The following is a 25353-nucleotide window of genomic DNA, read 5'->3' on the forward strand; positions in this document are numbered from 1 at the left end:
GAGGTGGTCATGACGATCCAGGTCCGTATCGCCCTCACCGTGGCGGCCTGTGCGCTGCCGGCAGGCGCGGCCCCGCCGCCGCCCACGCGACGGCCGACCCGCGTCCATCCATCCCGCCCGCCACGAGCAACCCCGCCACGGGCAACGGAGCATGGTCGGTCGGGCCCGCCAACCGCAGTGGCGCGCCGGCCGCCCGCCCCTACTTCGCGCTGGAGGCGCGCCCCGGCGCGGTGGTGCACGACCTGGTACGGATCGCCAACCTCACCGACCGCCGCCTGACGTTCAGCCTGTACGGCGCGGACGCCTACAACACGCCCCGGGACGCCGGCTTCGCGCTGCGAACGGCCGCCGAGCCGCGCACGGACGTGGGGCGCTGGATCAGGCTGGGCACCGGGAAGACGGTGATCCAGCCCCGCACGGCCCGGGAGATCCCCTTCACCATCAGCGTTCCGCTGAACGCGACGCCGGGGGAGCACATCGGCGGAGTCGTCGCGCTCAACCAGGCCATCGAGGCCGTCCAGGAGGACGGCGCGGCCAGGATCGGGCTGCGTCGCGCCGTCGCGGCGCGCGTCTACCTGCGCGTCGCCGGGCCGGCGGCGCCCGGCGTCCGGGTGGACGCGCTCGCGGTCACCCGCCGTGAGCCCCTGGTCCCGGTGGTGAACAGGACCCTGGGCGTAGTGCGGTACACCGTCGTCAACACCGGGAACCTGCGCATCGCCCCGACGGCGAACGTCCGCGCCACCGGCCTGCTCGGGCGCCCCCTCAAGGAGTGGCCGGCGCGGCACCTGCCGGAGCTCCTGCCCGGCCAGAGCATCGCGATCGAAATGCCGTGGGACGGGCCGCCGCCGCTGGACGCGGTCGCCGTCCGCGTGGATGTCACGGCCGCGGACGGCGTGGCGGCGCGCACCCGGACAGGTTTCCTCGCCGTTCCGTGGGTGGCGCTGCTGACGCTGCTCGGCACGGTCACCGTGTGCTGGTCGGTGCTGCCGCGGCTGGTCCGCCGCTGGCGTGAACGCGCCGGGCTGGCCGCCGTCGCTCCGGACCGGCGGCCGGGCGGATCGTTGCCCGAGGTGCGCCGATGAGAGCCCTGGCCGCCGCCTGCGCCTGGCTACTGCTCGCCTCGGCGCCCGGCCCCGCCCATGCGGGGGCGCCACCCGGTCCCGGTGTGAGCGCCGAGCCCGCGAGCGCCGCGGTCGGCACGTTCGTGCGCGTGCGGGGCAGCGCGTGGTCGCCGGGCACGACCGTGCAGGCCGAGGTCTGTGGCGCGAACGCCGTCCACGGCTCTCCCGACTGCGACACTCCGCACGCCGTCACCGCGCTGGTCGCACCCGCGGGCAGGTTCGAGGCGGGCCTGACGGTCGGCGAGCCGCCCGCGCACTGCCCCTGCGTGGTACGGGTCTCCGCGCTTCCCGACAGCGCCGGTCCTCCGGCCGCCGCCACTTCACCGCTGGCGATTCCCGGCCATCCCGACGGCCCGGTGCTCAGGGACGTGACCCCGGTACGGGCCGACATCGTCAGCGCCGAGCTGACCGGAGGAGGACGCCGCGGTGAACTCTTCGGCGGCGCGCCCCGCCGAACACTCGTCGTGCGCGTCCGCAACGCGGGCGCCGAACCGATCGTGGGCGCGCCGCTCGTCGCCCGCTGGGGGGCCGGCGACGTCCCCGACTCCCCGCTGGAGGCGCCGGCGACCGGCACGATCCAGCCGGGGCGGACCGCCACCTACCGCATCCAGGTCCGGCTTCCGTCCGCCTCGTTCGGACGGTTCGTGGTCGGTGGGCGCTTCGCCGGCTCGGTGCCGTTCCAGGCCGCGTTCACGACCTATCCCTGGGGCCTGCTGGGAGCCAACGTGGTGGCGGCGCTGCTCCTGCTCATCGGCGTGCGGATCTCGCTGCGCCGCCGGACGGCGCGGCGGCGGGCGGCGGTCCAGGCGGCCGCGGGCGCCGCCCCGCCTCCACGCGGACGCGAGCTGGACGAGCTGATCGACCATGTCCGCGGCCTCGGCCGCCGCTCCATCGATCGAGAGGAACTGGTCGCGTTCCTGGAGGAACGCAGAGGCGGCCCGGTCGACCTCGCCGCGCTGGACCGCTACCTCGGCCTCGACCGGTTCGCCGTCTCCGAACAGGAGCGCTGAAATGGGGGTCCATACACGCCACCGCCGGGACGTCATCGCGCGCGCGGGCGCCCTCGCGTGCGCGGCGGCGGGGCCGCTGGCGGCGGGCGCCGTGCTGCTGCTGGCCGACGCGCTCGGCGGGATCGTCGAGATGCCCGGCGACGCCGTCACCTACACGGCCTACTGCGCGTTGCTCGTCGCCTGCCTGGAGGTGCCCTTGGTGCTCCGGCTGGCCGGCCGGGTGTCGGCGCCGGGGATGACGGCCGTCGCGGGCGGCCTGGCCCCGCTGGCCGTCGCCGCCGGCGGGCTGGTGCCGAACGTCCCCGCGTTCGCCTCGGCGATGGTGCTGGCGGGCCTGCTGGGCGGCCCCCTGCTGGTGCTGCCGCGCGCCCTGCTTCCGGCAGGGCTGGCCGCCTGGTGGCACCTGGCCGCGCTCGCGGGCGTGGCGGGCGCGGCGTTCCTGGCCGTGGCACGTGCGAACGCGCCTGGCGACGCTGTGGCCGTCGCCGGGGTCCTGGCCGCTGTGCTCGGTGTCGGGGCCATCTGCGTCCCGAAGCCGGTGCGCGAGGCCCCGGACTCCGGCCTGCCGACGTCGAAGGGCCGGCCGCCCGCGGCCGGAGCGGTCAGCGCGCGGGCATTGGGGCTGCGCGAGGCGTTCGCACTCGCGCTACCGGCGCTGCCCGGCTATGCCACCGCGGCGGGGGCGGTGGCGGTCACCGTGCAGTCCGGGCTTCACCTGCTGCTGTTCCGTTGGAACCTGGTCGGCGGGGCCCCGGCCCTACGGCTGGCCTGGGCGGCCTTGGCGGCTGTCGTCCTGACCGTCCTGGCCCGGAACCTGGCCGGGGCCACCTGGCCGGTCCCCTGGCTGCTTCTCATGGCGGCGACGGCGCCGGTGCTGGTGGCGACCGCTCCCGCGGGCTGGGCGCTGGCGGCCTCGTTCACGGTCGTCCTCGCCGCGGCGGCCCTCGCGGCGGCGTCGCTGGACGGGGCGCTGATCGCCCGCGCCCCCGCCGCGCAGCGTCCGGGATTGGCCGGCGTCACCGCCGCCGTCTCTGTAACGGCCGCCCTCGCCGCGCTCGGCGTCATGGCGTTGATCGGCAAGGTGACCGATGACGTGTCCGCGGCGACGCTGATGGCCGTGCCGCTGGCCGCAGGGGCCTTCGCGGCCAGCGGTACGGCCGTGAAGCGCCCCGGGGCCCTTCCAGCCGCGGAAGCGGGCGTCTCCCCTCCGGCCGACGTGGAGGGCACCGACCCGCCCCTGCTGGACGTGCACGCCCTGTCGGCGGGCCGGGGAGCGACGGCCGTCCGCGACGTCACGCTGCGCGTGCGCGCCGGAGAAGCCGTGGCGGTCTTCGGCCCTGGCAGCCGGATCCTGCTTGAGGCCGTCGCGGGACATCTCATGCCCTCTCGCGGCGCGGTCATCATGGGCGGAACCGATGTCACCGCGGTCACCGCCGAGCGGCGCACCGGCCTCGGCCTGTCCCACCTGGTGCGGACCACCGGCGGAGAAGACGGCGACGACACGGTCATGGGCCGCCTCCAGGCCCGCGCCCGCCGGCTCGGCCGCGCCCAGCCGGGCACGGCGGCGGTGCTCGACGTCTTCCCGGCCTTGCGCGCCCGCGCCCGCGAGCCGGTGTCGTCTCTGGCCGAGGGGGACGCGCGGCTGCTCGGCCTGGCCGAAGCGCTCATCGTCCGGCCGAGACTTCTGCTGATCGACGGGTTGTCGCCGGGCCTGGACGACGCGTCCGTCGACGTCCTCGCCGCCGCTGTCCGGCTGTTGCTCGCCGACGGCACCGCCCTGCTGCTTGCCGAGCCTCGGGTCCACGTCGCACTCGCCGTGTGCGGGCGTGCCCATGTGCTGCGCCACGGCCGCACGGTGGCCGAGCTCTCCGCCTCCACACCCGACCGGGTGCGCGAACTGCTCCACCGAGGAGGTCTCCTCCGATGAGCGCGTCTCTGGCCGCCCTCGCTCTTGCGGCGTCCCTGGCTCCGGGACCGTCCCTGCACGCCGCGCCGGTCGCCGGCCTCGTGCCGGGACAGAAGATCACCGTGAGCGGCGGCGGCTTCCGCCCCGGCCTGCGGTCGGTCGCGGTGGGCGTGTGCCGCGCCGGTTACACCGGCCCCGGCGACTGCGACCTCGCTGGCGGAGCCACCTTCGTCAACATCGACGCCGACGGGCGCTTCCGCACCGTCACGCTCACCGCGCGGCCGAAGTTCGGCGGTACCGACTGCATGGCGCGGCAGTGCGTCATCGGAGTGGCTCCGCTGCCCGGAAAGGCGCCGCCCGCGATCGTCCGGGCCAACACGGCCGTCGTCAACGTCGGATTCCGCGGATCGCCGTTCAAGGGCGGCGCGGTCTCCCCGCCGCCCGCAGCGCAGGGCACCGCACCGGCCGAGGGGGACGGCCCGCCGACCACGCTGTGGGCGGGAACGGTCGGGGTCCTCGTGCTCGCCGGTGCGGCCATCGCCCTCGTCCAGTTCCGTGCGACCAGAAGGAGAGTGTCATGAAACGCGCCATCGCCGTTCCGGCCGCCGTCACCCTGCTGGCGGCCCCGCTCGCGATGATGCAGGCGCCGGCCGGTGCCGCGGCGAAGCCCAAGCTCCGGGTCAGCGAGACCACCGGTCTGAAAGCCGGCGACAAGATCACCGTGTCGGCCGCGGGTTTCGCCAAGGACAGCGGGCAGGCCCCTCTGGGCCTGTGCAAACCGCCTGCGGCCGGGCTCGGAGATTGTGAACTGTCGCCGCCGAGCGCCTACATGGGATCGGTCAGCGGTGGTGAGTGGGCCTTCGAGGGCAGATCCTCAGTGCAGGTCACGATCAAGAGCACGGTGAAGGGGACCGACTGCACGGCCAAGCCCGGCGCCTGCGTGGTGGCGGTCTCGCTCCTCGGCGTCCCGGCCGGCGACCGCGGCGCCAACACCGCGATGGTCCCGCTGACCATCGGCAAAGGCAGCGGTGGCGGAGGCGACGGTGGTTCCGGAGGAGGCGGGGACGGGAACGGCGGCGGCGGTGGCAACGGCGGCGGCGGTGGCGGCGGTGGCAATGGTGGCGGTAACCAGAAGCTGCCTCACACCGGAAGCCCTGACGGCGTGCCCACCTACGCGCTCGTGGCATCCGCCCTGGTCATGGGCGGTGGCGCCGCGCTGCTGATCATTCCGCGCCGACGCCGCCGCACCTCGTGAACGGCCTGGCGAGGATCACCGGCGCGGTCGCCACGGCGGTTGCCACAGCGGTTGCCACAGCGGTTGCCATGGCGGTTGCCACGGCGGTCGGCTTCGGCGTCGCGGTCGCCGGCGCGCCGCCCGCCGCGGCCGCGTCGGGCGGCGGGCCGGTCGAGTACACGACTTCGGTGCACGGGGACGATGCCGACGTGTACGCGCCGGGAGGCCGCGCGCGACTGCCCGTCGTCCTGCTGCTTCAAGGCGCGAACGTCGGCCGAGCCCATTACGCCCCGTTCGCCCGCGCCGTCGCCGCTCTCGGCTTCGCGGTCGTGGTGCCCGACCACCGTCGCTCGGTGCTCGGACAGACGGGACTGTACGCCGAGGAGGCGCAGGCGATGTGGACCGTCGACTGGATGCGGGCCGAGGACGGCCGGGCCGGGTCTCCGCTGCGCGCCCGCATCGACAAGGGCTCTCTCGTCCTTGCCGGGCACTCGTTCGGGGGCGCGGCCGGGTTGACTTTGACGACGGGCACGTGTGCACCGCCGTTCTGCGCCGAACCGGCCACCATGCCGGCCGAATTGAAGGGAGCCGCGTTCTACGGCACCAACAACGCCCCCCGCGGCGGCGGCGCGAACCCACCGGTTCCGAACGCCGTTCCCGTCGCGCTCGTCCAGGGCACGGTGGACGGGCTCGCCGCGCCATCGGCCGCCGCGAGCACCTATGCCGCGATCCGGACCCCGCCGAAGATGCTGGTGTCAGTGAAGGGCGCCAACCACTACGGCGTCACCGACGCCCAGAACCCCGCCGGCGCACAGCCCGACCCGTCCCCTCAGGCGACCGGCCAGGACACCGCGATCCGGGCCTCGGCGAGGTGGACCGGCATGTTCCTGCGCACGGCGCTCGGCGACCGCTGGGCCGCCGCCTGGCTCTACGGGGTCGGCGACACCGTCGACGGGAACGTCACCGTCACCTACGTTCGCTGAACGTCGCCCCCGGCCGCCCCGTGGCACCGATGCCACGGCGCGGCCGGACGCGTCGCGCGCTCAGGGCAGGCGTGCGCCCGGCTTGAGCAGGCCGAGCAGAGAGATCACGAGCAGGGACGCCCAGATGGCGAAGACGTACGGCAGGCAGCCCCTCACCGCACGGCGCAGGTCGGCTTCGGCAGCCGGTGTCGAACCATGGCTCTGCAACCGGGCGAAGGCCGGACCGAACGGACGCAGTTCGAGCCGGATCGCCAGCCCGCAGCCGATGATGAAGGCGTACAGAGCGAGCTTCCCGCCCAGCCATCGCGGATCGGTCGTGACGCCGAACGGCTCGTCCGCCGTCAGCGTGTAGGCGGCGGCACCGCCGCTTCCGGCGATCAGCGCGCCGCGCACCGCCCAGTCGAGCCGGCGGGCGAGCCCGGACCGGCCGCGGTGGGCGGCGATGGCCAGGAACAGCCAGCCCAGAGCCGCGATCCAGACCACCGCGGCCGACCAGGGCCCGAACGGCGCCATGCCGAACACCCTGGCGCCGTGGGGCTCCAGGGACATCAACGTGAATCCGCTCGGCAGGAACAGCACCAGGCAGACCTTCGGACACTGGTCCAGACCGTTCATGATCTTCACGGCGACGGACCGCGCCTCCGGCGAGAGGTCCGGCCGGACGGTGAACCGGCTGGCGTAGAACACTCCGAGGTCCCCGCCCAGCCAGATCGCGAACAGCACCAGATGAAGCAGAATCCACCAACTGTGCGTGTGGGCTCCCAAAACGCCTCTTCCTCGTGAGCGGCCAGCCCCGGTGATCCGAATATCGGGAGTGGGACCTGCCATCTGAATGTCGGGCCCTTCGGAGCCTGGGCCGTGCAACCCCGCCTGCTCAGCGGATCGGTCTTGATGAGCCGCTGACGCTCCCTGCCGTGGCCACGACCACGAGGTTCCGGCGTTTCACGCCCTGCCGTGGGCGGCGCACCAATCGTTCCACGTGGTCTTTCCGTTGCCGAGTTGCTTGTGCCAGAACGAGGTCCAGGAGGTCTCGTTGGGGCCGGGGACGCTCGGCGAGGTCTTGTACAGCGGATAATCCCTGGCCACGATGTCCTTCAGCCACGGCTCGAGGTCGGACCAGGAATCCATCGTCCAACTCCGCGCGTGATAGACGAGGTTGGCGCGCGTGTTCTTCTCGGGCACGCACATGAACGGGACGAACGGTCCCGAGCGTGTCCAGCTGTTGACCACCTGGAGCGCCCCCTTCGGCACGCCCCGTCCGCGCCGGCCGGCCTCATGCCGGTCGATGAAGAAGTCGAACATCTCCCAAGAGGCGTAGACGCCTTTCTCCAACCCGAACTCGTCGCCGGTCTTGGCCGCCAGATCTGTGCGGGGCGGGATGTCGGAGGTCGAGATCAGGGCGTCGTGCACGCGCTGGTACTGCCCTAGCGTGAGGTCGCGGGTGACGGTGAACGGGCCGTTGTTGACGGCGTCGTTGTTGACGGGGACCACCGGATAGGTCTTGCCGTCGAGCGGGTTGCGCCACTCGCGCAGGATCCTGGTGGGGTCGTTCGGGTCGGTGTAGAACACGATCTCGCGTGTGAGGTTGTAGAGCTTGTCGGTGCCCGGCTCCCGGTAGAGCCGGCGGATGTTGTAGCCCTCGAAGCCGAAGAGCTTGGTGCCATGCCGCAGCCCGGGGGCGAGCGTGTCGCCGGGTGCGTTGACGTAGGCGGACCCGGAGATGCGGAACACCATGTCCTTGCCGTCGGGGCGGCCCAGGGTCTGGAGCTGGAGGCGGGAATCGAGGTCCTTGACCCGTGCGTACAGGGGGCCGGGGTCGGTCGGCTCGGCGGAGGGCCGGGCGGAAGCGGCGCCGGGAGCTGCCGCGATCGCGACGGTGACGGCTGTGGCGGCGAGGGCGGCAGGGACGCGTCGGTGCATGGAGGCTCCCTTGCGTGGGCGTGTCCGTATGCGGGGGGTGGGCACGCTCATGCAAGCAAGCTGTTCCTATTATGTCAATGATGGTTCATATATAGGAACAGCGAGCCCGGACGGTTCGCGCGGGCGCTCGCACAGCCGCCGACGGAGACCAGGAAGAGGGGGCGACACCTCAGGCCCGGTGTCCCGTGGAGTGCCCACGATCAGGACACGTACGCGAGGGGTGTTCCAATTAGCGGAAAGCTGTTACAAAGGTAGCCGTAGCGGCGTTGCCGTCTCCGAGACGTCGTTACGTCCTTCGAAACAAGCTGAGAGATCGGGAGGATCAGATGATCTACCTCGTGTACCGGATGGGGCTGACCGAGCGGGCCCGTCGGAACATGAAAGAGTTCTGGGCCTGGCTGGAGGAGCGGGAGAGCTGGTTCTACCGCGATCTGCCGATGGTGCGGGAGGTGCGCTGGTACTACAGCGTGATCGGCGAGGTCTACACGCTGGAGAACTGGGCCGCCTTCGAGGACGAGGCGGCGTGGGGCGCCTACCGCGCCGCCCTGTCGGGGCTCAAGGCCGACGATGGGTGGGAGGAGCAGCGGGTGTCCCAAGATGAGTGGTGGAATTTCGTCGATACCCGCATCGTGACCGATCCGCCGGTCAGCGTCGGCCTGCGCCGCACCTGATCGGAGCAGGACCGACCCTGGAGGAGGACCGAGATGCCGCAGGCGACACAGCGCGCGTCGACCGGGCAGACCGCGGCCACCGTGGAGCGAGCCGCGGACGTGCTCGTGCTGTTCACCGAGACCGACCAGTCCACCCTCGGCGTCACCGAGATCGCCGACGAGCTGGGCCTGTCCAAGCCGGCGGTGCACCGGATCCTCGCCTCACTGCGCAGCCGCGGCCTGATCGAGCTGGACCAGCAGAGCCGCCGCTACTCGCTGGGGCTCACCTCCATGCGGCTCGGCCTGGCCTACCTGGACCGGATCGACGTCCGCAAGCTGGCGGGCCCGGAACTGGCCGCGCTGTCACGGCGCACCCAGGAGACGGCCACCCTGTCGATCCGTACCGGCGACCACCGGGCCTACGTGGACCAGGTCACCCCGCCGCGGGAGGTGATCATGTCGGTGTCGCTCGGAGTGCCTTACCCCCTGCACGCCGGCGGGTCCTCCAAGGCCTTCCTGGCCTTCCTCCCCCAGGAGGAGGTCGATGCCTACCTCACTCGTGAGCTGCGGCGGCTGACCGAGCGCACGGTCACCGACGCCGACGCGCTGCGCGCGGAACTCCGCGAGATCCGGGCCCGCGGCTACGCCAAGTCCTTCGCCGAACGCCAGCAAGGCGCCGCTTCCGTCGCAGCGCCGGTCTTCGACCACCACGGTCTGCCGTCCGCCGTCATCAGCGTCTGTGGTCCCCTCGAACGTTTCCGGCAAGAGGCCGACGGGTGCGCCACCACGCTGCTGGAGAGCGCCGACCGGCTCTCGGCTCGGCTGGGCCATCTGTCCCCGGCCCAGAAAGGGAGATGACGGCCGGAGCGGTGGACTCCTCCTGACGCGCCACGGCGAGATCGCACCGATCTCGCCGTGGCCGCGCGGGTGTCCACACCCGCGCCACCATCACCGCCGAGCGCACCGGCGCCCGACGTCAGCTCCCTGATCCCGACCTGGGCTGACGATCGAGGGTACGAGCGGCTCGCCAGAGGCGAACGAGTTTCCGCGCGCTACTGCCCGGCGTGTACGTGCCGACTCTGGCCGTCTTCGCAACGGGCACGGACAAGTCCCTCATCGTCGCGGTCACGGTCCTCGCCACCGCGAACCTGTCACCGGCCACCGCGAACCTGCCGCCGACCGCCGCGCCGAACTATCGCGTTCTGCTCGCCGCCCCGCGCGGCCTGGCCGCGCTCTGCACGCGACGGTGTTCGCCGCCGCCGGTCGGCCCCGTGCCCGCGGACCGGGGCGAGGGGGCGCTGACGCTGAGCCCCGGCGGCTTCCCCCTGGCGGCGGTGCTGCGCGTCCCGTCGGGCAGGATGCCGGCGGCGGATGGCAGGCGTGCTTTGTCGCGGTCTTCGCGGTCCTCGACCGGTTCAATGTTCCCGCGTGCTGGCTTCACCATGACGCTTTACTGGGGCCGCGGTCGGGCCGACCTCACCGGGCCAATGCCGTTGACCCCGCCGGTCTGCTCATCGGCCTCGGATCTGCGGGCCCCCGCGGCAACTCTTTCAACACCTCGGTCACGTATCCGGGGCACGGCGACCCGAGCGTCCGCCATGACTCGGCGACCTGACTCCGGCCTGTCACCGGCCGCCCGGCGTGGGCTTCCGCCTCCCCGACAACGGCCGGGAACGAAAACATCGGACCTATTGACACACCTCAGGGACCTGCGTAGCTTGCTCGCACGGAACAGCATTCCGATTCTAGGAACAAGCGTCGGTGAGTCTTTCTCTGGAGGCGCAGGTGCGCAGAACCCCCCTCACGACCGCCGCCTGCACGGCGGCGCTGATGCTGGCCGCGAGCGGCTGCGCGGGCAAGGAGAGCCGCGGCAAGCCGGAAATCAAGATCGGTCTGATCTCGCCCATGAGCGGCCCGTTCGCCGTCCTCGGCATCTCTCAGCAGCACTCACTCCAGGTGGAGATCGACCGGGTGAACGCGGCGGGAGGCGTCGACGGCGCGAAACTGCGGCTGGTCGTCCGCGACTCGGCGCTCGATCCGGGCAAGGCCGTCCAGGCCACCAACGAACTCGCCGGCGACGACCGGGTCGAGCTCGTCGTCGGCCCCTCGCTGACCGCCTTCTACGAGGCGGCCAAGAGCACGCTGGAGAGGAGCAAGAAGCTCAACTGCCAGCCGGCCGTCGCGACCGGTACCTTCAACGGCCTGCGGTACGGTTTCCGCTCGCAGGACCAGGCCGAGCTCGACCTGCGAAAGATGCTGACCCTTCTCAGGAAGCAGGGCGTCAAGTCCTTCGGCCTGGTCTACGAGGGCGACGACACCGGCAAGAACACCGACGCGGTGCTGAAGAAGGCGGCGGGCGCCTACGGGATGCGGTACCTGGGCTTCCAGGCCACCCGGCCCGACGACCAGAGCCACAAGGTGTACGTCGAGAAGCTCAAGAAGGCCGATGCGCTCTTCGTCTCCAGCAACATCGGCGGCGCCAAGACCATGGCCGCGGCGGCCGAGATCGGCTACAAGGGCAAGTTGTCCGGCACGAGCTCCGGAATGCAGAACATCGCGTTCGTTGAAGCCGCCGGGGACTACGCCAAGGGCGCGTTGTTCCCGGCTCCGAACTACGAGTACCCGCTGCGCACGGACCGCGCCCGGTGGAAGCCGGGCTACCGCGCGCATATCGAAGCCATCGAGAGAAAGTACGGCAAGAACACCGGCCCCAAGACCGGCGCCACCTCCCCCAAGGGCACCGCGATCGCCGCCGACTGCGTCTTCGCCTTCGCGCAGGCCGCCGCCAAAGCCGGCGGCACCGACCCCGGCAAGCTGGCGGCCGCGATGGAGACCCTGGACCTGAAGGCCGACCAGACGCCTTCGGGCAACGCCATCAAGCCGGGGACCGCGCACGAGTTCTACGGCATCGAAGAACTGCACGTCTACCAGTGGAACAAGGACGCGCGGGGCTGGTACACCACGGAGATCCCCACATGAGCGCGCAGGTGTGGATCGACGGGCTGTTCTCGGGCGCCGTCTACGCGCTGGTGGCGCTCGGCCTGGCGATCGTCTTCCAGCCCACCCGGGTGATGAACTTCGCCCAGGGCGAGGCGCTGGTCCTCGGCGCCGCGATCGGCTACCAGCTCATCGCACTCTGGAAATGGGGCTGGGTCGCCGCCCTGCTGGTCACGCTCCTGCTGGGTGCCCTGCTGGGCGTGCTCACCGAGCGGATGATCATGCTTCCGGTGAAGCTGTCCGGCTCCCGGTTCGCCTGGATCGTGGCGACCCTCGCGGCCGCCATGATCTTCCAGTCGCTGTTCACCCTGCGGTACCACGACACCGACGCGCTGCGTCCCCGGCCGGTCCTCGCCGGCGGCTTCGAAGTGCTGGGGGAGCGGATCGGCTGGCAGCAGCTGCTCACGGTGGGCGTCGCGCTCGCCGTCGTGGCGGGGTACGACCTGTTCCTCGGCCGGTCGGTGTACGGCCGGGCCATCCGGGCCGCCTCGCACAGCAGCGACACCGCCGTCATCCTGGGCATTCCGGTGCAGCGCATCATCGTGCTCAGCTTCGCCATCGCCACCGTGATCACCGCGCTCGCCGGGGTGCTGGCGGCGCCGGTGCTGTTCGTCGGCCCCGCCTCCGGGCTGCTGTTCACCATCAAGGGGTTCACCGCGGCGATCATCGGCGGGGTCGGGTCGCCGCGGGGCGCGCTGGCCGGCGGCCTCATCGTGGGGCTGCTGGACGCGGTGGTCCGCAACCTGGTCAGCGCCACCGCGGGCAACTTCGTGGCCTTCGCGCTGCTCGCGCTGATCCTGGTCGCCTTCCCATCCGGACTGTTCGGCAAGCCGATGGCGGCGCACTGAGATGGAGTCGCACTGATGGACACGATCACCCGGCGGCTGCCCGCCGTGCTCACCGCGGTCGCGCTGGCGGTCCTGCTCGCCTGGCCGTCGATCACCGGCTTCTACAGCTACAACGACGGCTACTACAACGGCATCGTCGCCTCGGCCTGCATCAGCGCCGTGCTCACCATCTCCCTCAACCTGGCCATGGGGTACGGGGGGATGCTGTCGATGATGCACACCGGCCTGCAACTGCTCGGCGGCTACGGCGCGGGCCACCTCGTGGTCAAGGCGGGCGCGCCCTGGTACGCGGGCATCGCCGCGGGCGTCGCCCTCGGCGCCGTCCTGTCGGCGGCCGTCCTGCTGATCAGCCTGCGCGCCACCTACCTGTACTTCGGAATGATCACGCTGGCCGCCAATCTGATCGTCGTCGAGGGCGGCAAGGAGTGGGAGGACCTGACCGGCGGCCTCAACGGCATCGTCGGCATCGCCCCGGGCGGCCTGTCCAAGACCGCCTTCTACTATGTGGTGCTCGCGTTCCTGGTCCTCACCTACATCGTGCAGCGCAACCTGGTGCGCAGCGGCGTGGGGCGCGCCGCCATGGCAGTGCGGGAGAGCCCGGACGCCGCGGCGGCGATGGGCATCCGCCCCGCCACCACCAAGGCGCTGGTGTTCTCCATAGCCGGTGGCCTGGCGGGTCTGGCAGGGGCGCTGTACGCGCTCCAGCTCGGTTTCATCAATCCCGACGTCGGTCTGCTCGACAACGGCCTGGTCTTCTTCGTCGGCCTGTTCGTCGGCGGCATCGGCACGCTGGCGGGCCCGATCCTGGGCGTCGCTCTGATCGCCCTGCTCGTCGAGCTCATCAAGGACCACGCCCGCTACACCACCCTCATCCTCGGCGTCGCCCTGCTGGCCGCCATGATGGTGATCCCGCGCGGAGTCGTCGGCACCTGGGGGGCCAGCCGGTTCGGACGCAGGCCCGACCGCGAGGACACCGACCCGGCCGGCGGGCTGCCCGACTCGGTGCTGCCGCCGCCCCCGCCCGGCGATGTCCGGCCCTCGAAGGGCGCGGTCTGGTCAAGCACTTCGGCGGCGTCAAGGCCGTGGACGGCGTCGACATCAGCGTCGGCTCCGGAACCGTCCACGGCATCATCGGCCCGAACGGCTCGGGGAAGTCCACCACCGTCTCCTGCCTCACCCGGTTCCATCAGGTGGACGACGGGGAGGTGCTGGTCTTCGGCGAGACGGCCGCCCGCCACCCTTGGGCGGTCCCGTCGCAGGGCGTCATCCGCGTCTTCCAGATCCCGCACCTGTTCGAACAGCAGTCGGTCTTGGACAACGTGCTGACGGGCAGGAGACGCCGCGAGAGCTACGGCTGGCTCGCCGCGGTCCTGCGCCTGCCGGCCTACCGGCGACAGGACCGCGCTGGACGGGCGGAGGGCCGTGCTCTCCTGGAGTTCGCCGGGCTGGCGGGTCGTGCCGACCGCCTGGCCGGCTCGCTCTCCCACGGCCAGAAACGGCTGCTCGAAGTGGTCCGCGCCGCGGCCTCCGGCCCGCGCGTGCTGATCCTCGACGAACCGGCCACCGGCCTGACCCGAACCGAGATCGCCGCCCTGGCCCGCCTCTGCCGAGGTTTCCGGGACGCGGGCCTCGCCGTCGTCCTCATCGAGCACAACGTGGAGTTCGTGATGGACGTCTGCGACCAGATCACCGTCATCGACAGCGGCACGGTCATCGCCTCCGGCGCACCCGACCACGTCCGCGGCCATCCCGCCGTCCTGGAGGCCTACCTCGGCCGTCCCGATCTCGTGGAGGAGGCGACCCCGTGAGCGCACTGCTCGAACTGGCCGGGCTGCACGCCGGCTACGGCGGCGTGCGCGCCCTTCGCGGCATCGACGTCACCGTGGCCGAGGGCGAGTTCGTCGTCCTGCTGGGGCCCAACGGCGCCGGCAAGACCACGACCCTGCGCGCCCTGTCCGGCCTGGTCCGCCCCACCGCGGGAAAGGTCCTTCTCGCGGGGCGCGACATCACCCGCGTCCCCGGCCACCGCCGCACGGCACTCGGCATCGGCCACGTCCCCGAAGGGCGTCAGATCTTCCCGGACCACACCGTCCTGGAGAACCTCCAGCTCGGCGCGTTCCCCCTGCGCCGCGACCGGGCCCGGTCCCGCAGGCTCCTCAAGGAGGTTCTCGACCTGTTCCCGCGGCTCGACGAACGCCGCGGCCAGTCCGCCGGCACCCTGTCCGGCGGCGAGGCGCAGATGCTGGCGGTCGGCCGCGCCCTGATGAGCGAGCCGAAGCTCCTGGTCCTGGACGAACCCTCCCTGGGGCTGGCCCCCCTCAAGGTCGCCGAGCTGTTCGCCTATCTCAAACGCCTGCGCGTCGAACACGGCCTGTCGGTGCTCCTGGTCGAGCAGCTCGCGATGACCGCCCTCAAGCTCGCCGATCGTGCCTATGTCCTCGAACGAGGCACGGTCGCTCTGTGCGGCACCGCCGAAGCGGTCGCCGCCGACCCCGCCGTCCAGTCCGTCTACCTGGGGGCCGAACCCGTCCCCTGACCGCCGGGCCGGCGCGGGCCGCCCCACCGGCGGCCGGCGCCGGCCGCCGCGGGCTTGCCGGTAGGCGACCGCCTCGACCGACCCCACCTAGGCGACAACTCTCCATATGGCAATGGGCCGCCCGCGAGCTGAGGTCGGCCAGCGTGCGCGCGCCGTCAACGGGCGGGGAATGGAAAGTCTGATGTTTACCGTACGATGCCCGCGTGAGCGCTACCCGAGCAGACAAGGGACGGGTCACCGTGCCGGCTTATGCCGAACTCGCCGACGACCTGCGCCGCCGGATCGTGCTGGGGGAGTACCGGCCAGGTGACCGCCTGCCGATCGAGTCGGAGCTGTGCGCTCACTACGGCGTCAGCCGCAGCACCTTGCGCGAGGCGCTGCGGCTGCTGGCCAGCCAGCATCTGGTCACCACGGCCCGCGGCGTGGCGGGCGGAACGTTCGTCGAACATCCGAGCCCCGACCAGATCAGCGACTATCTGCAGACCGGCCTGAGCCTGCTGGCGGTCGACACCCAGGTCAGCGTCGACCAGCTTCTGGAGATCAGAGAGCTGCTGGAAGTCCCGGCGGCGGGGCTGGCGGCGTTGCGGCGCGGTGAGGAGGACTTGGCCGCGCTGCGTGGCGCGCTGTTCGATCCGGCGGTGGTCGACCCGGCCGAGAGCTACGAACCTCACCGCCATTTCCACACGGCCCTGCTGAACGCCGCGGGCAACCCGCTGCTCGGAGTGGTCACCGAGCCGGTGTTCCGGGTGCTGAACGAGAGGTTCCTGAGCGAGCACGCGCCACCGCGGTTCTGGCACCGGGTGGACACCGACCACCGGAAGATCCTGCGGTACGTCGAGGCCGGCGACGACCGAGGCGCCCGCGCCGCCGCGCGCGCCCACCTGAAGCACCTTCGATCCACCTACCTCGGCATCGACCGCGGTTCGCACCACGCCTGACCGTCGTCCAGAACGGCCGTCCTTGCCGGCCTGCTCCGCCGCCGCACGGCGCGGATCGGCGGCCGGGCCGCGTCATCGGAGCCGCATCATCGCCCCGCGCCGCTCGCGAACCGTACGGCTGTGCGGAGCGGGCACGCCCGCCGGCGGAACGGCCGCGGGCGTGCCCGGACTCAGGCGACGCGCTTCTCGTTGATGAGGGTGCGCTGGACGCAGATTCCCTCCTTGATCCACTGCCAGACGCGGCTGCGCGCCATGCCGTCGTCGCTCAGCACGATCAGCTCGAACAGTTGCAGGTCGGTCCCCTCGGCCTGGTAGATCCAGTGCAGGTAGATGGCGCGTTCGTCCAGTTCCCAGGTCTCGCCCTTGATCCGTTCGGTGTCGAACCCCATCCGGCCGTCTCCGAGATAGCGGCCGGGGAACCGGTGGACCTCGCTCCGGCCGTCGGCCCAGGTGTAGCGGTTGACCTGGTAGTAGTCGTGCGAGCCGTCGTCGGGGAACGAGCAGGTCAGGTGCGAGTCGTGGTGATCGAGGATCTTTCCCGCGGGTCCACCACGGTGTACGTGCCCTGCCATTCGCCGGCGTGCCGGGCCAGCAGCGGCATGTCCGCGCGGATACTGCCCATGACGGTCCTTCCTACTGGTGCCACCACGGGTCGGGACCGGTGGCACGGTTGACGAGGTACGACCTGCGGCGCACGAAGCGTCGCAGGGAGGCCGGGCCCATGCGGGAGCCACCGAGCCCGGACGACTTGAAGGAGTTCTTCTCGCCCTCTTGGACCATGGCGGTGAGCGCGGCGTCGTTGACGCTGATCGCGCCGGCCTCCAGCCTGGCCGCGACGGCCATCGCCGCGTCCTCGGTGGGACCGAACACCGCCGCCGACAGACCGTAGGCGCTGTCGTTGGCCAGCCGCACGGCCTCGTCGGCGTCGGCGACCGGCATCACCGGCAAGATGGGACCGAAGGTCTCCTGGGTGAGCACCGCCATCGAGTGGTCGACGCCGGTCAGTACCGTCGGCCGGCACCAGTGCCCGCCGTCCAGCCGTTCGACGGTGCCACCGCATCGGGCGACCGCCCCCTTGGCGTAGGCGTCGGCGAGCTGCTCCTCGATCACCGCCGCCTGCGCCGGATCGATCAGCGGCCCGAGGCCGGGGTCCTCCGGCCGCGGCCGGGCCAGGCCGACCCGGGCGGCCTTGGCGGTGAGCGACTCCACGAACGCGTCGTAGGCGGGCTGTTCGACGTAGACGCGTTCGATCGACAGGCAGGACTGTCCAGCGTTGGCGGTGCCGCCCCACAGGACGGCCGAGCTCGCCCGCTCCAGATCCGCTCCGGCGAGGACGATCGCCGGGTCCTTACCGCCCAGTTCCAGGAAGGCGGGGACGAAGGCGCGGGCGGCGGCCTCACCCACCCGGCGGCCGGTCGGCACACTGCCGGTGAACGCGACCAGGTCCGACAGGCCGACCAGGTCGGCGCCGACGTCGCCGGCGCCCTCCACGACCGCCAGCACGGCCGCCAGCTCGGGCACCCGCGCGACCGTTCGCATCAGCGGCCCGATGAATCGCGGCGTCACCTCGCTCGGCTTGACCAGTGCCGCGCAGCCCGCCGTCAGAGCGGGGATCGCGTCGATGAGGCCGAGCAGCAGCGGGAAGTTCCAAGGGCTGATCACCGCGACCAGCGGGTACGGGACATGGTCGCCGCCGATCACCAGGCCGGGCGGCCCGGCGGGCGTCCCCGGCACGGGCGCGAGCAGGTCGGGTCCGAGCCGGGCCCAGCGGTCGATCATGCCGAGGACCAGGTCGACCTCCAGCTCCGACTCCGCGCGGCGCCCGGTGTCGGCGACCAGGGCGTCGATCAGGCCGCCGCGCTCGGCGGTCAGCGCCCCCGCCAGCGGAGCAGCACCTCGGCCCGGCCCCGCGGCCCAGCCGCGGCCCATGCGCCCTGTCCCGCCCGCAGGCGCTGGGCCAAGGCGCGCAACTCGCCGGGCGAGGGCGGCTCCAGCGGCCGTTCCGGGGCGCCGTTGCGGGGCTTGTGGATCCAGGGAGCCGCATACACGTCGGTCACCGGATCACCCCGGCCTCACGCAGCCGGGCGAGGGAGTCGCGCTGGCGCCGGACGAACCACGCGCGGTCCGGGACGACACCGTCGAGTCCGTTCGGCCGCTCCACCTCGTGGCGCGCGTACTCCTCGGCCCACAGGGCGGGCTTGGTACGCGACAGCAGGTTGCCCATACCCGGTCGTGCGCGGTGGCGGCGCAGCGCCGCCAGGTCCAGCTCGGCGGTCGCCACCACGCTCTCGCCCTGCGCCGCCTCGGCGAGCACCCGGCCTTCGAAGTCGACGACCTTGGAACCGCCGGAGGTCGAATCGCGCGGGATCGCGATGCCGTCCAGACCACCGCTGTTGGCCGACACGACGTAGGCCAGGTTCTCCGTCGCGCGGGCACGCCGGGCGATCTCCTTGGGCAGCAGCGCCGGACTGCTCGCCTCCGAGGTCGAGTGACAGAACACCTCCGCACCGCGCAGCGCCAGCACACGGGCCAGTTCGGGATAGAGGATCTCCTCGGACGCCACGCACGCGAGCATGCCGAGCTCGGTCCGGGCCACGGGGAGCACGCCGTCGATCCCGTAGACGTCCAGGTAGGCGTCCCATACGTCGTACGGGCTCGGGGAGTACATCGAGTGCAGCCGCCGGTAGCGCAGCACCGTCTCACCGCGCGGGTCGATGATGAAGGAGGACTGGAAGTACAGCGCCGGGAAGTGCGGGTCGCTCTCGTAGGCGTTCCCGGACAGGAAGATCCCGAGGTCGGCGGCTATGGCGGCGAGCGCCTCGTACTCCGGGCCGTCCGGGGCCAGGGCAGCGGTCTCCCGCCACAGCGCGACCGACTCGCCCATGGGGAAGCCGGTCAGGAAGTACTCGGGGAGCACCACGAGCCGCAGATCCGGGCCGACCCAGCCGCGGGCGGCGGTCACCTGGGCGCGCACCCGGCCGATCGCCGTCATCATGGCGGCCCTCGCGTCTTCGGGTGGCAGACCGTTCACCGCGCGGGTCTCACTCTGCAACGCGAGGGCCCTGTAGGCGGGGGACGCGTCGTCCGTCATCTCCCCTCCTCAACGATCCAGCCGTCGGCCGCGTACGGATCGGGCGCGGGCTGGGAGCCGTGTTCGTGCACGACGCGCCAGCCGTCCTCGGCGCGGTCGAGCATCCAGGTGAGCCGGAGCCGGACCGTACCGCGGGCGGTCCGCAGCCGGAGGATGCCGTTGACGCAGGCCAGTTCCGTGCCGGTCCGCACGTGGGGCCCGTCCTCCCAGGCCACCCCGGTCAGCCCGATGGGCGACCGGACGTAGGCTCGCCAGCCATCGGCCACCTTCGCGTGCCCTTCGGTCAGCCAGCGCGGTCCCTCGGGATACACCCGCAGATCCGGGCTGTCGCGGTAGCAGGCCACCAGCTCCTCGGCCCGGCGTGCCGCGGCGGCACGGCACAGGGCCTCCACGACGGTGAGCGGGCTGTCCATGGTCCCCCTAGAAACTCGGAACGCTGTTACGTAAAATGGAACATACAGTGATCCCAAGGTCCGGCACCAGGGGAGGGCCGTGACGCATAAAACATCAGACCTTTAGCGTGAGCGAGGTTGAAGTCTGACTTCTCACATGTACGTGGCGCGCGCCGTGCAGGCCATCGACGCCGGGCAGTGCGCCACCGTCGTCATCTCCTGCGGCTCGAACCAGCGTTCCGCGCACTCCCGCTCGTCGGGCGGCGTGCTGGAGTCCCACACTCCAGAGGCGCGGTTCGAGACGCCCTATGGGTCCCTGTTCCCGGCCTCCTTCCACGCGTCGGCCGCGCGACGCTACCTGCCCGCCTACCGGGCCACGGCCGAACAGCGCGCCGAGGTCGCGGCCCATGAACGGGCCCTGCTCAACCCCAAGGCGTACCGGTACGGCGCCCGGCCCCTTGACGGCCCGGGACGTCCGCGCCGCCCCGATGATCTCCTCCCCGCTGATCGCCGCCGACTGCTGCCTGGCCACCGACGGCGGCGGCGCGATCGTCCTGACCTCGCTCGAACGCGCCCGCGATCTGCCCCGCCCGCCCGCGGTCGTCCTCGGGTACGGCGAATCCACCACCAACACGTCCATGACCAGTGCCTCCGATCTGCTGCGTCCGGGCTCTCCCGATTCGGGACGTCGTGCGTTCGCGATGGCGGCGCTGCGGCCGGGCGACGTGGACGTGGCTCAGTTGTACGACTCGTTCACCGTCACGGTGCTGCTCACCCTCGAAGGGCTCGGCTTCCGCGCCCCGGGGGCGGCCGCCTCTTTCATCGGCGACGGCCGCATCCGCCCCGGCGGCGACTTCGCGCTGAACACCTCCGGGGGAGGGCTGCCCTCCCATGCGACCGTCCTGCTGGGAGCGGACCGATGACCTACGAGGTCCCGACCGACGAGGTCACCGCGCCCTGGTGGGACGCCACCCGCGAGAAGCGCATGACCGTGCAGCGCCGCCTGGAGTGGGGGCACCGCCAGCACTGTCCGCGCGCGCTGTGCACCGGCTGCGGCGGCGCGGAACTGGATTCCGCCGAGGTCTCGGGCACCGGCACAGTCGACTCGTGCACCGTCGTCCGCCGCCCGACGGCCGCCACCTGCCCGTCCTCACCAAGGAGTGAACGATCGAATTCGCATTCAACGACGAGCAACGGATGCTGACCGCACCTGAGGAGTACGGCGGCCCGGCCGTCGACATGGTCGCCATCGTCTTCGAGGAGCTGTGATGAGCCTCGGAGAGGGGACCAACGACATCATGCGGACCGTCATCGCGAGAGCACTGACCTCCGGCCGAGGGGCGATCAGATGAGATCCGCCCTGTACGTCCCTGGGGACGCGCCCGGCAAGCTCGCCAAGGCCCCACGGCATGACGCCGATGAGCTGATCATCGATCTGGAGGACGCCGTCCCTCTCGTCCGCAAGGACGACGCGCGGCACGTCGTCGCCTCCTGGCTGCGGGAGCGCGGCACCGGCGGCGGACCCCGCCTGTGGGTACGGATCAATCCGGGACGGCTGGGGGAGGCGGACGTCCGTGCGGTCGCCCTCCCCGGCCTGACCGGGTTGTGCGTGGCCAAGGCCGAGAACGTGAGCGAGCTGGCCGCTCTGGACGAGCTGCTCGACGACCTTGAGAAGGAGCGCGGGCTGGAACGGCTCGGCGTCGTCCCGCTGTTGGAGTCGGCCGCCGCGATCCTGGCCGCGCCGTCCCTGGCCCGCGCCCCCCGCGTCGTTCGGCTCCAGATGGGCGAGGCCGACTTGCGAGCCGACCTCGGTGTAGAGCCCGGGCCCGATGGACGCGAGCTGCTGTTCGCCCGATCCCAGGTCGTGATGGCCAGTGCCGCCGCGCGCATCGAAGCGCCGATCGCTCCCGTCAGCACCGACTTTCGTGACCTGGATTCGCTTCGCGCGTCGACGCTGGCCCTCAAACGGCTCGGCTTCCAGGGGCGTGCCTGCATTCACCCGGATCAGCTGCCCGTGGTCAACGCGGTCTTCACCCCGTCCGCGCAGGAGGTGGCCCGCGCCCGCGACCTGGTCGAACGCTACGACGCGGCCATCGCGGCCGGCACCGGAGTCTGCCTCGACGAACGCGGCCGCCTGGTGGACGAAGCCGTCGTCCGTTCGGCCCGCCGCCTGCTGGCCATCTAAGACATGTCCCCATAGATGTGGGGAGGCGCGCGGTAGGGATCTGAGCGCGAGAGGAGCCCCACGGTGGCCAGGGCCCGACACCGCCTTCAACGGCGAAGCACGGTCGTGCCGTGTGACCAGTACGGGCCTTAGCGCTCGGGGCGTTGGCGTGGGGAATCGCCGGCCAGCACCTAGACGAGGCAGTCACCCATGACGATGAACGCGACACGGCCAGATGCTGGGCCGTGGTGTGCCCGCTGTCCTGGCCCATCGCCGAGGACCAGGTCCAGCGGGCGACGAGGGAGTTGACCTGGGTTGAGCACAGGCTGGCGGCGGCAGTGATGGCGGTGCCCGGACCCGGGGCGGTCGCGGACGATGGAACCGATCCGCATGTGGGCGCGGCGATGGAGACCGTTGCTGCGGCGAGATGGCTGCTGCTGGCCCGAGGCGCGTCGCAGGAGTCGGTGGCGGAACTGCATCTGGCACGACAGCGTCCTCGACATCCACCCCCGCCCACCCCAGGTCGAACGACTCTGCATAGGCGATCCGGTGACGTGTACTTCATGACGCCTTCGTCGCCGGTGGGTAGAACGCCATGTTCCTGGGATCAGCGCGCGGCGCGCCCACCGACCGGCACACCCGAAGTCCCGCTGACCTGGCCTAACTCAAACTCTTGTTCCTGATTGCACGAGTCTGACCGGCACGCCCGATACGGGGCGCGACGCCCTGGCCGCCTTGTGCGCGACGCTCGTGCTGGTCCCATGGGGACGGGCCAGCCACTTGCCAACTTCTCTTATATCCAGTTAGGTTGGCGGCTACCGCACAGAGTGGATGCGGATGACGCGAGGGAGTCCGACCTTGGCAACCGACGCTCCGGCCTTCGATGGGAGGTCGGCCTCCGAGCCCGAGCTCTTCGCCCTCCTCCGGGAGCGGCTCCATACCCCGGTCGTCGGCGACATCCTCGACACGCTCGGGCTCATGCATCAGTTCCTGCCGCCGGAGATCCACGGCATTCGAGCCGGGGTGAAGGTCGTCGGGCGGGCGATGCCCGTGGTCATCGCTGATGTGAGCGGCCCGCAGAGTCGCCCGTTCGGTCGGCTGACCGAGGCCCTCGACCAGCTCGAGCCCGGCGAGGTCTACGTCGCGCAGAACGGCACCGTCCCGACCGCGGCCTGGGGAGAGATCCTGACGGTCACCGCGCGCGGCCACGGAGCCGCGGGTGCTGTGATCGACGGTTATCACCGCGACACCCGTGCCTTGCTCGCGCAGGATTGGCCGGTCTTCAGTCGGGGCGGCTTCGCGCAGGATGCCGGCGTTCGCAAGGTCGTGGTCGATTACCGCGTCCCCATAGAGATCGGCGGCGTACGTACGGCGCCGGGTGATCTTGTCTTCGGGGACGAAGACGGAGTCGTGGTGGTGCCGACGCACGTCGAGCAGGAGGTCATCGAGCGGGCGATCGAGAAGGTCTCGACGGAGGGCTTCGTTCGTCAGGCGATCGAGCAGGGCATGTCGTCGACGGATGCGTTCGCGCGTTTCGGCGTGCTGTAGAGCGTCCCCAGACCAATCCGAATTGTCGAGGAAGTGCCGTGAGTGTGATCAAGAGTGTGTCGACCGCGGTGGTCGCGGCGAACTTCGACTGGACGATCGTCCGGGTCGAGACCGTGGATGGCCAGGTCGGCTGGGGTGAGTCCTTCTTCGCTCCTGGCCTCACCAGCATCATCGGTGCCATGGCGCCCCTCATGGTGGGGGAGGAGGCGCGCAACATCGACGCCATCGTCGCGCGCCTGCGGGCCGCGGCCTCGGGTGCGGGCTCGGTGGGCGGCATCATCCACAACGCGCTGTCCGGCATCGACGCGGCGCTATGGGACCTGAACGCCCGCGCGCTCGGCGTGCCCCTGTGGCAGATGCTCGGCGGTCGCTTTCATGAGTCGGTTCGGGTCTACGCCGACTGCCACAGCGGCGGGGGCCTGATGAGTCTGGGGCCGATGCTGGACATCCGTCCGGTGCCGTGGCAGGACGACCAGGCGGTCGCGGACGGCGTGGTGGGCAGGAGCCTGTTCGACCCGGACGCCGAGACCGGCGAGATCGACCTCGACCTGCTCGCCGACCGTGCCCGGCGGGCGGTCCGCCAGGGGTTCGACGCGCTGAAGTTCGACCTGGACGTGCCGGGTCTCGTGCCGACCCGGGCCGGTTCGAGAAGCATGCCGGTCGGGGCGGAGCGCCTGGCGCGGGAGATGGTCGAGGCGATCTCGAACGCGGCCGGGCCGGAGGTCGAGCTCGCTTTCGACCTGCATTGGCGCTACGACATGGCATCGGCGGCCCGGCTGGCCCGAGCCCTCGAAGGCTTCCCGATCCTCTGGCTTGAGGATCCACTGCCGCCGGAGAACGTCGCCGGCCTCATCTCGCTCGCGCGGACGACCTCCACTCCGCTCGGCGGGGGCGAGAACCTGATCGGTCACCGCGGATTCGCGCCGCTGCTGGAGACGGGCGCGCTGGCCGTCGTGACGCCGGATCTGGGCAAGGTCGGCGGTGTGTCCGAGGCCCGGCGGATCGCCGCCTCCGCCGCGGAGCGCGGCCTGGCCGTCGCGCCGCACAACATCGCCGGGCCGATCGGCACCGCGTTCGCCGCACAGGTCGCGGCGACCTGGCCGAACCTGCTGGCCCTGGAGTTCCACGCGCAGGACGTGCCGTTCTTCGACGAGATGGTGGGCGGCGAGCTCATCGTCGGCGGCCGCATCGTCATGTCGGATCGGCCGGGGATCGGCGTCGAGCCGGATCTCGCCGTGCTGCGGCGGTGGGCGAAGCCGGGCGAGGAGTTCTTCGCATGAGCACCACCGGAAGCCTGTCCAGCCGCACCGCGCTGGTGACCGGCGGCGCCCGCGGGATCGGGGCCGCCATCGCGGATGCGCTGGCCGCGGCCGGGGCGTCGGTCACCGTGCTGGACCTGGCGCCGGAGCCGGCGGCGGATCTGCCGTACCGGTACATCGGAGCGGACCTGTCCACCGGGGACGCGCCCGCGTCCATCGCCGAGCGGCTGGGGGAGGAGCCGCTCGACATCCTCGTCAACAACGCCGGCTATGAGGTCGAGGAGGACTCGCTCGAGCTGAGCCTGGCGGACTGGGACCGCACCCTGACCGTGAACCTGCTGGCGCCGGTACGCCTGATCGGTGCCTTGCGGAAGAACCTCACCGCGCGCCCCGGCGCCGCGGTGGTCAACGTGACGTCGATCCACGAGCGCGTGCCCTATCCCCGGCACCTCTCCTACAGCGTGTCCAAAGCGGGATTGTCGATGGCGACGAAGGTGCTCGCCATCGAGCTGGCCCCGCGTGGCATTCGGGTCAATGCGGTCGCTCCCGGGGTCATCCGAACCTCGATGAACGAGCACACGATCGCCGCCGTCGGCGAAGAGTCGTTCCAGCGTGCTGTACCGACCGGCACGATCGGCGTGCCCGGCGACGTCGCGGGCGCGGTGGCCTTCCTCGCCTCCGACGCGGCTCGCTACATCACCGGCACGACGCTCTACGTCGATGGCGCCTACAGCGAGAACATCGTCCGTTACTGAG

Annotated in this window: 26 protein-coding genes and 1 pseudogene; 20 read left to right on the forward strand and 7 right to left on the reverse strand. The window is 71.7% G+C overall.

Annotated elements, in window-relative coordinates; genetic code table 11:
• Nucleotides 1-230 precede the first annotated feature (230 nt).
• The 6 genes from GEV43_RS32660 to GEV43_RS32685 all read left to right on the forward strand — a co-directional run bounded on the left by GEV43_RS32660 (nt 231) and on the right by GEV43_RS32685 (nt 6254).
• Complete coding sequence (locus tag GEV43_RS32660; protein WP_160823954.1) at nt 231-1082, forward strand: DUF916 domain-containing protein; 852 nt, start codon at nt 231-233, stop codon at nt 1080-1082.
• On the forward strand, nt 1079-2131 hold the full coding sequence (locus tag GEV43_RS32665; RefSeq protein WP_160823955.1) for a hypothetical protein: 1053 nt from the start codon (nt 1079-1081) through the stop codon (nt 2129-2131). The genes GEV43_RS32660 and GEV43_RS32665 overlap by 4 nt, the downstream gene beginning before the upstream one ends.
• 1 nt (nt 2132) lies before the next feature.
• Nucleotides 2133-4058 carry an ATP-binding cassette domain-containing protein gene (locus GEV43_RS32670; protein ID WP_160823956.1) on the forward strand — a complete coding sequence of 642 codons (1926 nt, stop codon included), beginning with the start codon at nt 2133-2135 and terminating at the stop codon, nt 4056-4058.
• Nucleotides 4055-4618 (forward strand): neocarzinostatin apoprotein domain-containing protein, encoded by a 564-nt coding sequence (locus GEV43_RS32675; RefSeq protein ID WP_160823957.1) that lies wholly within the window; start codon nt 4055-4057, stop codon nt 4616-4618. The genes GEV43_RS32670 and GEV43_RS32675 overlap by 4 nt, the downstream gene beginning before the upstream one ends.
• Nucleotides 4615-5292 (forward strand): neocarzinostatin apoprotein domain-containing protein, encoded by a 678-nt coding sequence (locus GEV43_RS32680; RefSeq protein WP_160823958.1) that lies wholly within the window; start codon nt 4615-4617, stop codon nt 5290-5292. The genes GEV43_RS32675 and GEV43_RS32680 overlap by 4 nt, the downstream gene beginning before the upstream one ends.
• 68 nt (nt 5293-5360) lie before the next feature.
• Complete coding sequence (locus GEV43_RS32685) at nt 5361-6254, forward strand: alpha/beta hydrolase (RefSeq protein WP_160823959.1); 894 nt, start codon at nt 5361-5363, stop codon at nt 6252-6254.
• 60 nt (nt 6255-6314) lie between these two features.
• Here GEV43_RS32685 and GEV43_RS32690 read toward each other — a convergent pair whose 3' ends face one another.
• On the reverse strand, nt 6315-6977 hold the full coding sequence (locus tag GEV43_RS32690) for a hypothetical protein (RefSeq protein WP_309239962.1): 663 nt from the start codon (nt 6975-6977) through the stop codon (nt 6315-6317).
• Nucleotides 6978-7196: 219 nt separating this feature from the next.
• The gene (locus tag GEV43_RS32695) at nt 7197-8174 is read right to left on the reverse strand and encodes a DUF1838 family protein (RefSeq protein WP_160823960.1); all 978 of its coding nucleotides are present in this window, start codon (nt 8172-8174) and stop codon (nt 7197-7199) included.
• 326 nt (nt 8175-8500) lie between these two features.
• On the opposite strand from GEV43_RS32695, the gene GEV43_RS32700 reads away from it, so the two are divergent.
• The 8 genes and pseudogenes from GEV43_RS32700 (at nt 8501) to GEV43_RS55335 (ending at nt 16143) form a co-directional block, all read left to right on the forward strand.
• Entirely contained in the window at nt 8501-8845 is a 345-nt protein-coding gene (locus GEV43_RS32700) for a hypothetical protein (protein ID WP_160823961.1), read from the forward strand.
• Nucleotides 8846-8878: 33 nt separating this feature from the next.
• The gene (locus GEV43_RS32705; RefSeq protein ID WP_160823962.1) at nt 8879-9682 is read left to right on the forward strand and encodes an IclR family transcriptional regulator; all 804 of its coding nucleotides are present in this window, start codon (nt 8879-8881) and stop codon (nt 9680-9682) included.
• Between the two features lie 972 nt (nt 9683-10654).
• Entirely contained in the window at nt 10655-11803 is a 1149-nt protein-coding gene (locus tag GEV43_RS32710) for an ABC transporter substrate-binding protein (RefSeq protein WP_160823963.1), read from the forward strand.
• Nucleotides 11800-12669, forward strand: coding sequence for a branched-chain amino acid ABC transporter permease (locus GEV43_RS32715; protein ID WP_160823964.1), 870 nt, complete (start codon nt 11800-11802; stop codon nt 12667-12669). Before GEV43_RS32710 ends, GEV43_RS32715 begins: the two co-directional genes overlap by 4 nt.
• A 15-nt stretch (nt 12670-12684) precedes the next feature.
• Nucleotides 12685-13557: pseudogene (locus GEV43_RS51640) on the forward strand (branched-chain amino acid ABC transporter permease); the annotation flags it as partial.
• Nucleotides 13558-13751: 194 nt separating this feature from the next.
• Nucleotides 13752-14477 carry an ABC transporter ATP-binding protein gene (locus GEV43_RS32725; protein ID WP_160823966.1) on the forward strand — a complete coding sequence of 242 codons (726 nt, stop codon included), beginning with the start codon at nt 13752-13754 and terminating at the stop codon, nt 14475-14477.
• Entirely contained in the window at nt 14474-15205 is a 732-nt protein-coding gene (locus tag GEV43_RS32730; RefSeq protein WP_309239963.1) for an ABC transporter ATP-binding protein, read from the forward strand. The genes GEV43_RS32725 and GEV43_RS32730 overlap by 4 nt, the downstream gene beginning before the upstream one ends.
• Before the next feature lie 203 nt (nt 15206-15408).
• Nucleotides 15409-16143 (forward strand): FadR/GntR family transcriptional regulator, encoded by a 735-nt coding sequence (locus GEV43_RS55335; RefSeq protein ID WP_160823967.1) that lies wholly within the window; start codon nt 15409-15411, stop codon nt 16141-16143.
• A gap of 170 nt (nt 16144-16313) precedes the next feature.
• Here GEV43_RS55335 and GEV43_RS32740 read toward each other — a convergent pair whose 3' ends face one another.
• The 5 genes from GEV43_RS32740 to GEV43_RS54135 all read right to left on the reverse strand — a co-directional run bounded on the left by GEV43_RS32740 (nt 16314) and on the right by GEV43_RS54135 (nt 19908).
• A complete protein-coding gene (locus GEV43_RS32740; RefSeq protein WP_206681375.1) occupies nt 16314-16715 on the reverse strand; it encodes a hypothetical protein in 402 nt (133 codons plus the stop codon).
• Between the two features lie 61 nt (nt 16716-16776).
• Entirely contained in the window at nt 16777-18072 is a 1296-nt protein-coding gene (locus GEV43_RS32745; RefSeq protein WP_160823968.1) for an aldehyde dehydrogenase family protein, read from the reverse strand.
• 124 nt (nt 18073-18196) lie between these two features.
• Entirely contained in the window at nt 18197-19234 is a 1038-nt protein-coding gene (locus GEV43_RS32750; protein WP_160823969.1) for a nitrilase-related carbon-nitrogen hydrolase, read from the reverse strand.
• The gene (locus GEV43_RS32755) at nt 19231-19647 is read right to left on the reverse strand and encodes a nuclear transport factor 2 family protein (RefSeq protein WP_160823970.1); all 417 of its coding nucleotides are present in this window, start codon (nt 19645-19647) and stop codon (nt 19231-19233) included. The genes GEV43_RS32750 and GEV43_RS32755 overlap by 4 nt, the downstream gene beginning before the upstream one ends.
• A 132-nt stretch (nt 19648-19779) precedes the next feature.
• Nucleotides 19780-19908 carry a hypothetical protein gene (locus GEV43_RS54135; RefSeq protein WP_302931114.1) on the reverse strand — a complete coding sequence of 43 codons (129 nt, stop codon included), beginning with the start codon at nt 19906-19908 and terminating at the stop codon, nt 19780-19782.
• 176 nt (nt 19909-20084) lie between these two features.
• On the opposite strand from GEV43_RS54135, the gene GEV43_RS32760 reads away from it, so the two are divergent.
• From GEV43_RS32760 to GEV43_RS32785, 6 genes are all read left to right on the forward strand, one after another.
• Nucleotides 20085-20549 (forward strand): hypothetical protein, encoded by a 465-nt coding sequence (locus tag GEV43_RS32760; RefSeq protein WP_160823971.1) that lies wholly within the window; start codon nt 20085-20087, stop codon nt 20547-20549.
• Complete coding sequence (locus tag GEV43_RS32765) at nt 20546-20830, forward strand: Zn-ribbon domain-containing OB-fold protein (RefSeq protein ID WP_160823972.1); 285 nt, start codon at nt 20546-20548, stop codon at nt 20828-20830. The genes GEV43_RS32760 and GEV43_RS32765 overlap by 4 nt, the downstream gene beginning before the upstream one ends.
• 144 nt (nt 20831-20974) lie before the next feature.
• Nucleotides 20975-21811, forward strand: coding sequence for a CoA ester lyase (locus tag GEV43_RS32770; protein WP_160823973.1), 837 nt, complete (start codon nt 20975-20977; stop codon nt 21809-21811).
• Between the two features lie 837 nt (nt 21812-22648).
• A complete protein-coding gene (locus tag GEV43_RS32775; RefSeq protein WP_206681376.1) occupies nt 22649-23338 on the forward strand; it encodes an RraA family protein in 690 nt (229 codons plus the stop codon).
• 68 nt (nt 23339-23406) lie between these two features.
• Complete coding sequence (locus GEV43_RS32780; protein WP_160823975.1) at nt 23407-24618, forward strand: mandelate racemase/muconate lactonizing enzyme family protein; 1212 nt, start codon at nt 23407-23409, stop codon at nt 24616-24618.
• On the forward strand, nt 24615-25352 hold the full coding sequence (locus GEV43_RS32785) for an SDR family NAD(P)-dependent oxidoreductase (RefSeq protein WP_160823976.1): 738 nt from the start codon (nt 24615-24617) through the stop codon (nt 25350-25352). The genes GEV43_RS32780 and GEV43_RS32785 overlap by 4 nt, the downstream gene beginning before the upstream one ends.
• Nucleotide 25353: the final 1 nt, after the last annotated feature.

The sequence above is a fragment of the Actinomadura sp. J1-007 genome (genome assembly GCF_009793335.1).
GTDB lineage: Bacteria > Actinomycetota > Actinomycetes > Streptosporangiales > Streptosporangiaceae > Spirillospora > Spirillospora yumaensis.